The sequence below is a fragment of the Oceanobacillus rekensis genome, assembly GCF_002153375.1.
GTDB lineage: Bacteria > Bacillota > Bacilli > Bacillales > Amphibacillaceae > Oceanobacillus > Oceanobacillus rekensis.
Genome location: NZ_MTBQ01000003.1, coordinates 272,364 through 284,388 on the forward strand (window position 1 = coordinate 272,364; position 12,025 = coordinate 284,388).

Annotated in this window: 12 protein-coding genes and 1 riboswitch; of the genes, 1 reads left to right on the forward strand and 11 read right to left on the reverse strand. The window is 37.6% G+C overall.

Annotation, left to right across the window (positions count from 1 at the left end; genetic code table 11):
* Positions 1-605 precede the first annotated feature (605 nt).
* The 5 genes from BV906_RS08780 to BV906_RS08800 all read right to left on the reverse strand — a co-directional run bounded on the left by BV906_RS08780 (position 606) and on the right by BV906_RS08800 (position 6,677).
* A complete protein-coding gene (locus BV906_RS08780; RefSeq protein WP_087973130.1) occupies positions 606-1,814 on the reverse strand; it encodes an NAD(P)/FAD-dependent oxidoreductase in 1,209 nt (402 codons plus the stop codon).
* 236 nt (positions 1,815-2,050) lie between these two features.
* Positions 2,051-2,752, reverse strand: coding sequence for an SDR family oxidoreductase (locus tag BV906_RS08785; protein WP_087973132.1), 702 nt, complete (start codon positions 2,750-2,752; stop codon positions 2,051-2,053).
* Between the two features lie 161 nt (positions 2,753-2,913).
* The gene (locus tag BV906_RS08790) at positions 2,914-3,345 is read right to left on the reverse strand and encodes a hypothetical protein (RefSeq protein WP_087973133.1); all 432 of its coding nucleotides are present in this window, start codon (positions 3,343-3,345) and stop codon (positions 2,914-2,916) included.
* Positions 3,346-3,504: 159 nt separating this feature from the next.
* The gene (locus BV906_RS08795) at positions 3,505-5,664 is read right to left on the reverse strand and encodes a type IA DNA topoisomerase (RefSeq protein WP_087973134.1); all 2,160 of its coding nucleotides are present in this window, start codon (positions 5,662-5,664) and stop codon (positions 3,505-3,507) included.
* Positions 5,665-5,801: 137 nt separating this feature from the next.
* On the reverse strand, positions 5,802-6,677 hold the full coding sequence (locus tag BV906_RS08800) for a LysR family transcriptional regulator (RefSeq protein ID WP_087973135.1): 876 nt from the start codon (positions 6,675-6,677) through the stop codon (positions 5,802-5,804).
* Positions 6,678-6,814: 137 nt separating this feature from the next.
* Here BV906_RS08800 and BV906_RS08805 point away from each other — a divergent pair, with 137 nt between their 5' ends.
* Positions 6,815-7,792 (forward strand): DMT family transporter, encoded by a 978-nt coding sequence (locus BV906_RS08805; protein ID WP_087973549.1) that lies wholly within the window; start codon positions 6,815-6,817, stop codon positions 7,790-7,792.
* A gap of 94 nt (positions 7,793-7,886) precedes the next feature.
* Here the strand turns inward: BV906_RS08805 and queE are convergent, their stop codons facing one another.
* From queE to BV906_RS08835, 6 genes are all read right to left on the reverse strand, one after another.
* A complete protein-coding gene (gene queE / locus BV906_RS08810; protein WP_087973137.1) occupies positions 7,887-8,609 on the reverse strand; it encodes a 7-carboxy-7-deazaguanine synthase QueE in 723 nt (240 codons plus the stop codon).
* 2 nt (positions 8,610-8,611) lie between these two features.
* The gene (locus BV906_RS08815) at positions 8,612-9,043 is read right to left on the reverse strand and encodes a 6-pyruvoyl trahydropterin synthase family protein (protein ID WP_087973138.1); all 432 of its coding nucleotides are present in this window, start codon (positions 9,041-9,043) and stop codon (positions 8,612-8,614) included.
* A complete protein-coding gene (queC, locus tag BV906_RS08820) occupies positions 9,043-9,702 on the reverse strand; it encodes a 7-cyano-7-deazaguanine synthase QueC (RefSeq protein ID WP_087973139.1) in 660 nt (219 codons plus the stop codon). Before queC ends, BV906_RS08815 begins: the two co-directional genes overlap by 1 nt.
* Before the next feature lie 140 nt (positions 9,703-9,842).
* Positions 9,843-9,889: riboswitch (PreQ1 riboswitch) on the reverse strand.
* Between the two features lie 166 nt (positions 9,890-10,055).
* Positions 10,056-11,045 (reverse strand): LLM class flavin-dependent oxidoreductase, encoded by a 990-nt coding sequence (locus BV906_RS08825; RefSeq protein ID WP_087973140.1) that lies wholly within the window; start codon positions 11,043-11,045, stop codon positions 10,056-10,058.
* A 34-nt stretch (positions 11,046-11,079) separates the two neighbouring features.
* Positions 11,080-11,301, reverse strand: a complete 222-nt coding sequence (locus BV906_RS08830; protein WP_087973141.1) for a DUF896 domain-containing protein — start codon at positions 11,299-11,301, stop codon at positions 11,080-11,082.
* Positions 11,302-11,348: 47 nt separating this feature from the next.
* Positions 11,349-11,861 (reverse strand): methylated-DNA--[protein]-cysteine S-methyltransferase, encoded by a 513-nt coding sequence (locus BV906_RS08835; RefSeq protein WP_087973142.1) that lies wholly within the window; start codon positions 11,859-11,861, stop codon positions 11,349-11,351.
* Positions 11,862-12,025 lie beyond the last annotated feature (164 nt).

A 12,025-nucleotide genomic window follows, 5' to 3' on the forward strand; every position in this document is an offset into this window, starting at 1 on the left:
CCGCGGGCGGCTGGTGAGCCAACTTGCGCTAAAGCGCTTCGTTGTCTCACCGATGCCTTTCCTCCCGCTGGAGTCTACGTATATTTCCCAGAGCTGGGTAGGAGGTTGCTGACAATTAATATACCAGCAATAGAAAAAATAACATCATACAGCTTCCAGTCCGGGATCGCTCTGGGCGGTGACTCCTACGGGAACAGCACGTGTCCGAAGACCAGAAGAGTGGTTTTCTCTTCGAGGCTGAGGCCGTGCCCGTGGAAAGCATCCGCCCAGAGCGATCCCGGACGGCGATAAAAGCACAATTCTTTGGAAAACAGCCAACGGTTACTTCGCACTTTATCTCAACTCTGAGATACTTAAAAAGCACAACTCTTTTCGTTAGGACGAGTAACCACAGTTCCAAACATATACAATAAGCCAAATAAAAAGACCACCCTAAAGGATGATCTTTATCACTTATCTGAAATCTCTATTGTCTTCTAAATAATCACTTGCAAGACGATACCCTACAAAAGTTGCCAGTACAAGTAATATTCCACAAAGGAAATTTTTCATTAATTAGTTACCTCCTTAGTTCTGGACCTTATTTTAATTATTAATAAAGTTAATTAGAAAGGACGGAATTTACCTTTTTTAAGTACCAATTTAGGTCCACCAACCATAAATAATGTACGGTCATCGACAACTTTCTTCATAGCAGCTGCAGATTTTCCACGTATTTTATTGCCATCAAGGATACTACCAATACCATCTGTAATTCCTAGAGATGCAACAGTTCCTTTATTACTGAAAACGAAGTCCTGTACAGGTTGATTACGTAGCAATGCAGTAATATTGTCTGCAGCAACGACACCTTCTTGTGTAGCTAGTTGGCCTGTTGGTGGATATGGTCTGCCGGATTCTTTATCCATCACCCATGAACAATCTCCAAGAATAAAGAGATTTTCTTCACCAGGTACTCTTAAATCAGCATCAACATTTACCTTACCTTTTACTAATTCAAAACCGGATTTAGCAAGTACTGGGTTACCAGTAACGCCACCTGTCCAAACAACTGTTCCAGCCTTAATTAATTCTTTATCATCACCAACAATAAATCCTTCTGGTGTACACTCTTTAATTGGGGCACCAATTCTGAATTCTACACCACGATCCTCAAGCGACTTTTTCGCATAGGAAACAAGATCATCGTCGAATACCGGCAAGATTGATGGTGCAGCCTCAACATTGATAATGCGGGCTTTGCTGCGATCAATGTCATATTTATTACATAGTTGCGGGATTTTTTCTGCTAACTCTCCGACAAATTCAATACCAGTAAAACCACCGCCACCAACAAGAATGGTCAAGTCGTCATCATTCGGATTTTCCTCTGTGGAATATTTTGCGAATTTGTATTCCATATGCTCCGCAATTAGACGGCTTGACTCAATATCCGTGATTGCAAAAGCATTTTCTTCCATACCTGGAATTCCAAACGTATTGGACACGAATCCAAGTGCAATAACGAGATAGTCATATGAAACTTCGCTATTTTCCAAAACCACACGTTGCTCGTCCTTTTTCACTTCAAGAACACTATCGTAAATTAAACGAACTTTTTTCGGATTAACGACATCAGTAAGCATAAAACGTGCTTGATTCGGGTTGATTGTCCCTGCTGCTACCTCATGTAACCAAGTACTTTCATAATGGTAATTATGTTTATTGATTAATACAATTTCTGCTTCTTCAGGTGAAAGTTTTTGTGATAAACGTCTTGTCGTTACAAGACCAGCATAGCCAGCACCGAGTACAACTATTTTTGGTTTACTCATAAATATTTCTCCGTCCTTCCTATTCCTATAAATGTAAGGATTATACACGTTTTAATCTGTTAAACACACTAAAATCCAAATAATCTCCTAACCGATTATTTGTATTGTCATTACTTAAATATAATATCAAACTTTCGATGAATAGGCTAATATTCCAAACGTTTTTCACTCAAAAATTTACTTGTATATAGCCATTCTAGAATGTTGTAAAAATCCGAAAACATAATATGATTCGACTAAACAGGTCTTACTGTTATTTCATTTACATTGACATAATCTGGTTGGGTGACGGCATAGATAACGGCCCTAGCAATATCATCTGTTTGCAAGGGTTTCCGATCTGTAGGAAGCCTATCTGAAGTACGTTCCGTTTCAACCATTCCTGGAGAAATATTCGTCACTCTCACCCCTGTTCGTGCCAATTCTTTTTCAAGCCCCAGTGAAATAGCCCGAACAGCATATTTCGTTGCACTGTAAACCGTACTATTCTTAGTTACTTCATGACCGGAAACGGAAGAAATATTAATAATATGGCCACTGGATTTTTCCAGCATACCTGGCAAAATTGCATGAATTCCATATAATACTCCTTTAACATTTACATCTATCATCTGGTCCCATTCTTCCACATTCTCTTTTCTTACTCCATTACCTATGAATCCTGCATTATTCACATAAATATCGATATCTCCAAAAGCTTCTATTGCTTTTTTTACCATAGAATCAACTTTTTCTTGATTGGAAACATCCGTTGGAATACCAAGGGCTTTTCCCTTTCCACTACTATTTATCTGAGTTACTATGGCTTCTAGCTTGTCTTTTCGGCGTGCTGCAACAATAACATTTGCACCCTCTTGCGCCAAATACTGAGCAATAGCTGTCCCAATTCCACTGCTTGCACCTGTTACGATAGCTGTTTTTCCATCAAGTTTTAACATTAAATATCCCCTCTTATACAACTTTTTAGTATACATTTTCATTGTAATCTTTATTTGGTTTATTTTACAAACTTTTAAGGTGTTTTATTTCACCCCAGTTTATAAAAAAAGAACTGCCCAAGTAGGTTCTTAATCTACTGTTGGGACAGTCCTTTCATAAACTATATTGTTTTTTTCTTATTTGAAAAGGCTTTTCCTCTTTCCATCCACTTAAGTTTCGCTTCTTTTCTTCTATTTAATTCTGTTTCTTTCAGGATAGGGTACTCATTTTCAGCAAACTCCTGAACATCTTCCCAGCTAGGGAAAAATAAAACTTTCACTTCTTTTTTTCCGTTATCAAGACGCCGTTTATTTAAGCAAATCCCGAATATTCTATCTGACTTTGCAAGCATACGGTTAAAAAGTGCAGGTTGCTTATCGTGGTTTCGATAAAGCTCGTGGACTTTTCCCATATAATTGGAATTGTACTCACTAAAGGCTATTTCACCTTCAATAGCCTTACTACTGTGATATACTTTTTTGTTACTTGCATAAATCCAGATTAATGTACCATAATGCAAGTTTTCCTTTGTACTTACGATAACTTTTTTCATTTGTACCATCCTTCTCTTTCGAGGGAAAATTAGCATCGCAAATATAATTATCCGTTTATTGAATTATGCTACCTCTACTACCTATTATTATACACCATTAAGCAAGTAAAAGCTTTAAAAATACAATTATATGCTCTCCAGGAGACTGTGAATGTTCGGTTATTTAGAGAAATCCATTTTCCAACTGTAGTAATCTTTTTTATCATTTTTTTCATAACTTAGGTACGCATTAAATTTATTACCACTTTTGCTTGTGAGTCCTTTTACATATGCTTGCTTATTTTTCAATAAATCCTTGACCATTGTTTTCGTTGGCTTTTTCTTCATCGTTGCTAAGAATTTATCATTTTTCCAAATGACAAATTTACAGCCTTCCTTCCAATTATTGCATCCGAAACTTTTGTATCCATCCGTTATCTTTCCTCCACAAGCTGGACAGATTCCAAGTATTTCATTAGTTGCACGAGTAGAGGCCAATTCATTGATTGTCGTATCTTCTCCATTTTTAATTGTTTCCACGGAATCATTGGTAAAGTGGAATACTAGATTAAGAAATTCCTTTTTGTTGGCTTTTCCTTTTTGAATATCCGACAATGCCTTTTCAAGCCGTCCAGTAAACTCCAAGTCAAATAAATTCTGGACAGGGAATGTCTCCACAAGTCGCTTCCCAAGATCCGTGCACAACAGATTTTTACTATTGGTTGTAATGTAACCAACATCTTTTAACTTTTTAATTGTTTCTGCCCTTGTTGCTGGTGTTCCGATACTAAACCCTGTTAAAATACTTCCCATTAATTCTTCACTGTCATCTTCTTTGAAGCTCTTTCCACAAGTTTCCATAACTCTTAGCAATGTTCGCTCTGTATGTTGTTTTGGCGGTTTGGTTACATGGGAGGTAACCTCGGAATCAATTAAACAGACACGGTCCTTCACTGCAACTAGAGGGAGTAAAGTGTCCTTGGATTGAATTCTTTCGACCTTTTTCCATCCTTCTATAAGTTGTACCTTGCCTTTGGAAACAAAAACTCCCTGAAGCTTGCTTTCATCGATTTTTGTTGTAAGCTTTGTTTCTTCATATTCGGCAATCGGCATAAATTGCATAATAAAGCGATTTTTAACTGCTGTATAGACGATGCTTTCATCAGCATTGAGTCGTTTTGGCTTTACATATGTTGGGATGATTGCACTATGGCTTTCCACCTTCGCATTATTAAAGACTCTTTTGGATTTTATAAATTTTATTTCGTCCTTATACGGCAAATCTTCGGTATGTGTTTTCAATACAGAGGCAGTTTTTCCAACAAGGCTTTCCTCCAAGGCTATACTGGATGTTCTTGGATATGTAATATACTTTTTCTCGTAAAGTGATTGGGCCACTTTCAATACCTTATCTGATGTAAATCCTTTGAACTTATTCGTTATATACCCTTGTAAGTTTGATAGATTGAATAGAAATGGTGGGAACTCTTTCTTTTTATCCACCTGTTTATCAATGATTTCAGCTTCTTTGTTTTGAATTGCATTATGAATGTTGTCCAAAACTTCTTTCCTTTTAAATTTCTCTTCTTTGCCTTCTATATATGTACCTTCATATTCAGCATTGTTCTTTGTCTGAAATATTGCTTTCAGTTTGAAATAATCTTCGGGCTTAAAGTTCTCAATTTCTTTATCACGGTCATAGATTATTTTTAATGTTGGCAACAAGACCCTGCCAATGTTCAATGCCTTCCCTTTTCCTTTTTGATACTTCAAGGTAGCAACAGACGTCAGATTAATGCCGATTACCCAGTCAGCCCACTGTCTGCTGATACCGGCATCACGCAAAGGTTTCATAGCTGTATTCGGTTTGATTGTTTGCAAGCCTTGTAAAACTTCATTTTGGGTCCATTCATTTAATAAAAGACGGTAAACTTGGGCTTTTGGTCTTGAACCACCTCGGTAAATAATGCTGTCTCCGATTAACTGGCCTTCCCGATCATAATCACATGCAGAAATAATTGCTTCTACATCTGACCTCTTTATCAGAGATTGAATTATTTTTAGCTGCTTGGCTGCTCCAGCATCAGACTTTGCTCTGTTCCGCGGACTGCTTTTTACTTTATATTTAAATTCAGTTGGGATAAAGGGAAAGTTATCCATTTTCCAGCTTTTCATCTTGCTGTCATAATCTTTGGCATCATATAGCTCAACAAGATGTCCAAAAGCCCATGTAATAATATGACCATTTCCTTCAAAATAGCCATCTTTTTTCGTTTTAATTTTTAATGCATCCGCAATGTTTTTTGCGACAGATGGTTTCTCTGCTAAAATTAATTTCATTTGATTTCACTCATTTAATAGTTTTTCTATATTATAACATGTTTTTACCAACTAGGAACGAACGTTCTTTATAATCTACTTCCTAATCACCCGTTCTATTCATTTAAAATGGTAACAACTATATAACTTTTGCTCTTTTAGAATGCTAGTGGATAAGCCAGTTCTCCTTCATTATGCTCAATTGTTTCGATAAACTTTTCGAGTGTGGAAGTTAAATAAGAGTCTTTACGTCTAATGAACACGATATTGATCACACTATATTTCTCAGGCAAATAATGACATTGGATTAGTCCTCTTTCCTCTAGATGAGAAACGGCTGATTTTGGAACAAACGTAATTCCGAGACCCATCGTAACGCTCCCCAATATTGTTTCTAATGTTCCGAACTCCATTATTTTTTGTGGGGTTAAGTTTTGATCTTTATACCATGCTTCCAGTCTAGCCCGGTAGCCACATCCTTCGCTAAAGCATAAGAATGGCTCCTTTTTTAATTGCTCAAATGATGTAGTCTTGTCTGATATTAAGACAAGCTCTTCTTGAAACACGTCATGGCTAACGAGTTCAGGATGTTGGTCGTTCTCTGTCACGAAGGCACCGTCTAAATGGTGGTTTAATACATCTTTTTGGAGTTGTTCCGTTACCCCTGTAAAAAGTGATAAATCTACATTCTTATACTTTTTGTTATAGGAAGATAAAATAATCGGTAGCTTTATGACTGTTTCTACGGATCCAATTTCCAATTTGCCTGCAGGTTCTGTTTTACTTTGGACGACTTTTTTCATTTCATTTGTAAGTATTAGGATCTTCTTGCAATAGACAAGTAGTTTTTTTCCTTCAGGAGTTAACGTCATTCCACGATTGTTACGGTTAAAAAGAGCTGTATCCAATTCAGCTTCAAGCTTCTTGATTCTTGATGTAATATTAGATTGAACGTAACTTAATTCCTTTGCAGCTTCAGTGACCGTACCTTTTATTGCAACCATTTGAAAAATTTCTAAGTCTTTAAATTCCATCTAAATACCTCTTTCGCCTTTCTTTGTTTCTATGATATCACCATTTGAGATGGTAAACATCATTAATTTTCATTTTGAGTGATATCAATTGTGTGCTTCAATAAATATAGAAGTTATTTGAAGGGAACGTGGGTTTATTGAAAAATAATGTATTATTGGGTACTTTTTTATGTTTCATCTCAAGTATATCCTGGGGAGCAATGTTTCCAGTAGCAAATCATGCGTTTCAGCATATCGATCCATTTTATTTTACGATTTTTCGTTATGTCTTTGTATCGATTATTTTAATTGTATGGCTGCTATGGAAGGAAGGCAGACAAGCATTTCGCTTTGAAGGGAAAGGTTGGTTACTCTGGTTTTTCGGCACAATGGCCTTCGCAGTTTATAATTTACTTATTTTCTGGGGTCAAGACTTATTAGGTAATCCAGGTACAATGGTGGCTTCAATTATGGAATCTTTAATGCCAATGATCTCCATCATCATTGCATGGATACTAATAAGACAACGACCGAAAGCTTTTACACTATTTTGTGTTTTTATAGGATTTGTTGGAGCAATGTTAGTCGTAACGAAAGGTGATTTTGGTGCCTTCTTTACAGCGACAACTGACATTATTCCATCCTTATTAATCTTTGTTGCAGTCATTGGGTGGGTTGTCTACACGATGGGTGGCAGCAGATTTAGTAAGGATGGATGGTCTGCATTGCGCTATTCTACGCTAAGTTGTTTGCTCGGAACGGCTACGGCAGCAGTTATCGTTTTAGGTGTGACACTTTCAGGATATGTAGCTTTTCCAACCGTTGAAACAATGGTCTTAACGAGCCCACATATTGCTTTTATGGTAATCTTCCCGGGTGTAATTGCCTTGGTAGGGTGGAATTATGGCGTAAGTGTAATCACACCCTTGAATGGATTATTATTTCTTAACTTTGTACCAGTTACGACATTGATCATTCAAATTTTTCAAGGTGCAGGTGTCACCGTATATGATTATATTGGCACAATTTTCATCATCGTTTCCTTACTTTCAAACAATATTTATCTACGGTTGCAGAGGAGAAAAACAGAACCGCAAGAAGAATTCCATGGAAGAATACAGGAACAGGTATCTTAATAAAAAAACGACTTCGCTGATGAAGTCGTTTTTTTATGTTGCTGGATAGTCGCTTTAATAATAAGACCTTTGTTATTGAATCAATAAATCGTTATTAAACGCCGCGCTTATTCCCCCACAAGAATGTATGGAGCTGTGGCAAAATACGAACATCTTTCAATTCATCACTTTCCATCACTTGATCAATTAACTGCTCATATTCACTTAATAAATGAATAAGTAACTTTTCATCATCCAGTGTTTCTAGATCATCATTTCCAACTTGGAGAAACAATTCTGCATCTGGGTATCTTTGATGTACTTTGATGGCATATTGCAAATCATTTTGTTCAAAAATAACAACCTTCAAACTAAATTTCCCTGTCTGTTCCCGGTCCAATGTGTCGATGATTTGATCAAGTATTTCAAAATTAGTTTCCATACCTGAACTTGGAGGCTTAGGTGACAGTGTCAAATCGTCAATTTTAGTAAACCATGGTTGCCACTTGCTTCCTTGAGTTTCCAATGCTGTTTTAATATTTTTACCGTGCAATAAGTCAACAAGGCCATCCAAATGTCGCAATAAACCGGGATTTCCACCTGAAATGGTAACATGTTCGAAGCGTTCACCGCCAAGTTCCATAAGTTCTCCCCATATTTCTTCCGGTTCCATTAGTTGAATTTTATCTTTTTCAGATCCGTTCCAAGTAAATTGGGAATCACACCAGGAACAGGAATAATCGCAGCCAGCTGTTCGAACAAACATCGTCTTTCGTCCAATCACCATTCCTTCTCCTTGGATGGTCGGACCAAAAATCTCGAGGACTGGTATTTTCATTTTTACACAGCCCCCTTTGGACGATAAACACAATAACTTGTGGGCGTTTCTCGCAAGAAAACCTGCAGGCAGACCGGCTGATTTTGCAATGTATCTAAATGTGCCTGAACAATTTCATATATGGTTCGGGCAACAACTTCTGTCGTAGGGAAGTAATCCGGTTTCTCATCAGAAAAAGCTGGATCCCTGTTAAGTATGCCATGATCAAAACGCCGATGGATTAAATCTTTGATTGTTTTAAAATTTACTAGGAATCCTGAATGGTCCAATGTATCGCCCGCAATTGTAATGTTGGCAAAATAGGTGTGACCATGTGTGTGCTTACATTTACCTGCATCCTCTACCGGTACATAATGTGCTGCAGCAAAATGAAAATCTTTATTTAATTCAAAGCTATAGTTGTGAGGTGTAGTAGGGTATATTTGCTGCATCATCATTCAGCACCTGCTTTTTTCTTTTCTTCATATTGTTCTAGACCTCTTTGTCTTAGCTTACATGCAGGACATTCCCCACAACCACTGCCTTTTATGCCGTTATAACAGGTGAGTGTGTGCATTTTCACAAATTCAAAAGCATCCAGCTGATCACTTAGCCCCCACACCTCTGACTTATCCAACCACATCAGCGGTGTATGAATGACAAACGTATCATCCATTGATAAATTTAATGTGACATTTAAGGATTTCATAAATACATCACGGCAATCTGGATAACCACTGAAATCTGTTTCACTCACGCCCGTAATCAAATGTTTCGCACCGATTTGTTTTGCTAATACACCGGCAAAAGATAGAAATAATAAATTCCTGCCTGGTACAAATGTCGATGGCAGTCCTTCGTCATCTTCAGTTATCTCGATATCATCCCGTGTCAATGCATTTGGTGCCAATTGATTCAATAATGTCATATCTAGTTCATGATGCCTTACTTTCAACGTTTGGCATATTTCCTTTGCACATTCCAATTCAGCAATATGACGCTGACCATATTGAAACGTTACAGCCTCGACCTCATCAAAATGTTTCAATGCCCAGAATAGACATGTAGTACTATCCTGTCCGCCACTAAATACAACGACTGCTTTCTTATTCATTCTTGTTGCTCCTCTCTTTTCCATCAAAAAAGAGTTCATTTCGTTCCATCATATAAATTACCGGCCTATCACTAGGTCCTACGGAGAAAGCCTTAGACTTTTTATCAAATAAAAAAACAACACTAAAAGAGAGTGTTGTTGTCTCCTTAGTTTTTTATAGAGGGATGGAATTGCGAACCTCTCCTGCATTTATGCAGACTTATTTTTTTGATTATATATATTTTAACATATTTTGGGATTGGAGTGAGGGGATTTTTGAATATATACCAAGAACAGAAAATATGAATGGTTCATTTCGATTGAAGAGAGCATTCTTATTTTCTTTTTAACTACTTAACTTCCCGTTTACAAATTTATAACAATTCCCTTGCCAATAAGCGATAAACTTCCAAACGTTTTTCCTGCGAATGTGGGATACTGCAAATCATTGCTTCATCAAATCCGTATTGTGCTTGTTCTTCTTGTAATTGTGTTGAGACTTCTTTAGCTGATCCTACTAAATGCAATTTGCGATCTCTTTGGATGGTCATTCGATCTACTTCAGTCAACGGGTAATCTTGGGCCGCTTTAGGTGTTAACGTTTGACCTATTCGCCCTTTCATCAACCATAAACGGGAAATATCTTGTGGTAGCGCCTCGAATTCAGCTTCTTCTTTCGTTTCAGCAGTTGTAACCATATATGCGACATTAATTTTCGGCTTCTCCATAAATACGGACGGCTGAAAATGATGCTTGTATGTGTCTAAAATCTCTTTTGACATCTCTCCATTAAAAAATTGCGCAAAAGAATAGCCAACACCCATTTGTGCAGTTTTTAATGCACTGTTACCGCTCGATCCCAGCATCCATGCTTCTGGCAAAGTTATTTGGGATGGTGTTGCAACCATTTTGTACAAGCTATCTTCCGGTACTTCATCATTGATCAGTTTTAATGTTGTCGCAAATTTCTCATACATATTGTTTAACATTGGTTGACGCCCTTCGGATAGCGCATATATAGCATCTCTATCCCCACCCGGTGCACGACCGACGCCAAAATCAATCCGACCAGGAGAAAAGGCACTAAGTGTTTTGAACACCTCGGCTAGTTTTAAAGGCGAATAATGCATCATCATAATGCCACCAGTTCCGATTCGAATATTTTTTGTCTTGGCAGCCAAACGAGCTATCGTTACTTCTGGCGCTGAACTAACATGTGTTTCTGTCCCATGGTGCTCTGCCATCCACAATCGGTGATAGCCTAATTCATCTGACAAGATAGCCAATTCTTCTGCTTTTCTCAATGCATCTACAGCTGTATTCCCACTCGTCACAGGTGCTTGGTCCAATACACTTAATTTCATATGTAACCATCCCTTCCTTCTATTCTAGTTTACATTATTTATTTGCTTCCTGCTCTTTCCGAAGCTTGTCCGGTGTCACATCATTCCCTAGCGGATCGATTACTGTCATTCCTGAGAAAGTGTTTAGAACCTGGCCGCGGATTTGCCGTAAATAGTCTTCACGCAATACTTGTTGCTCCACTTTTTCAGCATTTGTCAGGCCTTCTCTACGCTGCTTTTTTGCCAATTCATTAATACGATCTAATCCTTGAATCATTTCTTTCCTCTTTTCTCATTATTTACTATGCCACTTCATCGTTTTCTTTACTTTTCTAATCCTAGTAGTTGTTCCTTCATCTCTAACCCACCTCTATAACCAGTCAATTTCCCACTTTTTGCGATGACACGATGACAAGGAACCGTAATTAATACAGGATTGGCTCCAATCGCAGTTCCTACAGCACGAACCGCATTTGGCTTTTGTATCTGCTCAGCAATACCCGTGTACGAAACCGTCTGCCCATATGGAATTTCCTGCAACACCTTCCAAACAGATTGCTGAAACGGTGTCCCATGAAGGTCCGTTGGCAACGTGAATTGTTTTCTTCGTCCTTCTAAATAATCGATTAATTCCTTTGCATAAGGGTTTAGCACATGCTCATCTTTCAACGGTATATAAGTAGGAAGTCGTTTCTTCACCCATATGGCAAGTTCTTCAAACGGCTTATTTTGTGAACCAACATAACAAAGTCCTTCTGTAGTTGCTGCAATATACATTCTCCATTGACCGTGATTGACTAGCATCCAATACACAATATTTCCATTACTTTCTTTCATGTTCTTGCACCTCCCCATTTGTTGAATTTATTTAAGTGTTTGTCTAGTTTGGTATTTGAATATCTAATGAAATACGCGGTTTTCAGAGTCCAACAGTAGTACCCTTGAACAAATTCACTCCAATTCCAGATTAATCATGTTCCTTTAGTAAAATTATATCAAAG

What these genes read in the sequence shown, in the direction of transcription:
- BV906_RS08830 (WP_087973141.1), bottom strand. Translation starts at nt 11,301, where the DNA reads ATGATTCAAGGATTAGATCGTATTAATGAATTGGCAAAAAAGCAGCGT.
- BV906_RS08780 (WP_087973130.1), bottom strand. Translation starts at nt 1,814, where the DNA reads ATGAGTAAACCAAAAATAGTTGTACTCGGTGCTGGCTATGCTGGTCTT.
- BV906_RS08825 (WP_087973140.1), bottom strand. Translation starts at nt 11,045, where the DNA reads ATGAAATTAAGTGTATTGGACCAAGCACCTGTGACGAGTGGGAATACA.
- BV906_RS08785 (WP_087973132.1), bottom strand. Translation starts at nt 2,752, where the DNA reads ATGTTAAAACTTGATGGAAAAACAGCTATCGTAACAGGTGCAAGCAGT.
- BV906_RS08795 (WP_087973134.1), bottom strand. Translation starts at nt 5,664, where the DNA reads ATGAAATTAATTTTAGCAGAGAAACCATCTGTCGCAAAAAACATTGCG.
- BV906_RS08835 (WP_087973142.1), bottom strand. Translation starts at nt 11,861, where the DNA reads ATGAAAGAAAGTAATGGAAATATTGTGTATTGGATGCTAGTCAATCAC.
- queE (WP_087973137.1), bottom strand. Translation starts at nt 8,609, where the DNA reads ATGAAAATACCAGTCCTCGAGATTTTTGGTCCGACCATCCAAGGAGAA.
- BV906_RS08815 (WP_087973138.1), bottom strand. Translation starts at nt 9,043, where the DNA reads ATGATGCAGCAAATATACCCTACTACACCTCACAACTATAGCTTTGAA.
- queC (WP_087973139.1), bottom strand. Translation starts at nt 9,702, where the DNA reads ATGAATAAGAAAGCAGTCGTTGTATTTAGTGGCGGACAGGATAGTACT.
- BV906_RS08790 (WP_087973133.1), bottom strand. Translation starts at nt 3,345, where the DNA reads ATGAAAAAAGTTATCGTAAGTACAAAGGAAAACTTGCATTATGGTACA.
- BV906_RS08800 (WP_087973135.1), bottom strand. Translation starts at nt 6,677, where the DNA reads ATGGAATTTAAAGACTTAGAAATTTTTCAAATGGTTGCAATAAAAGGT.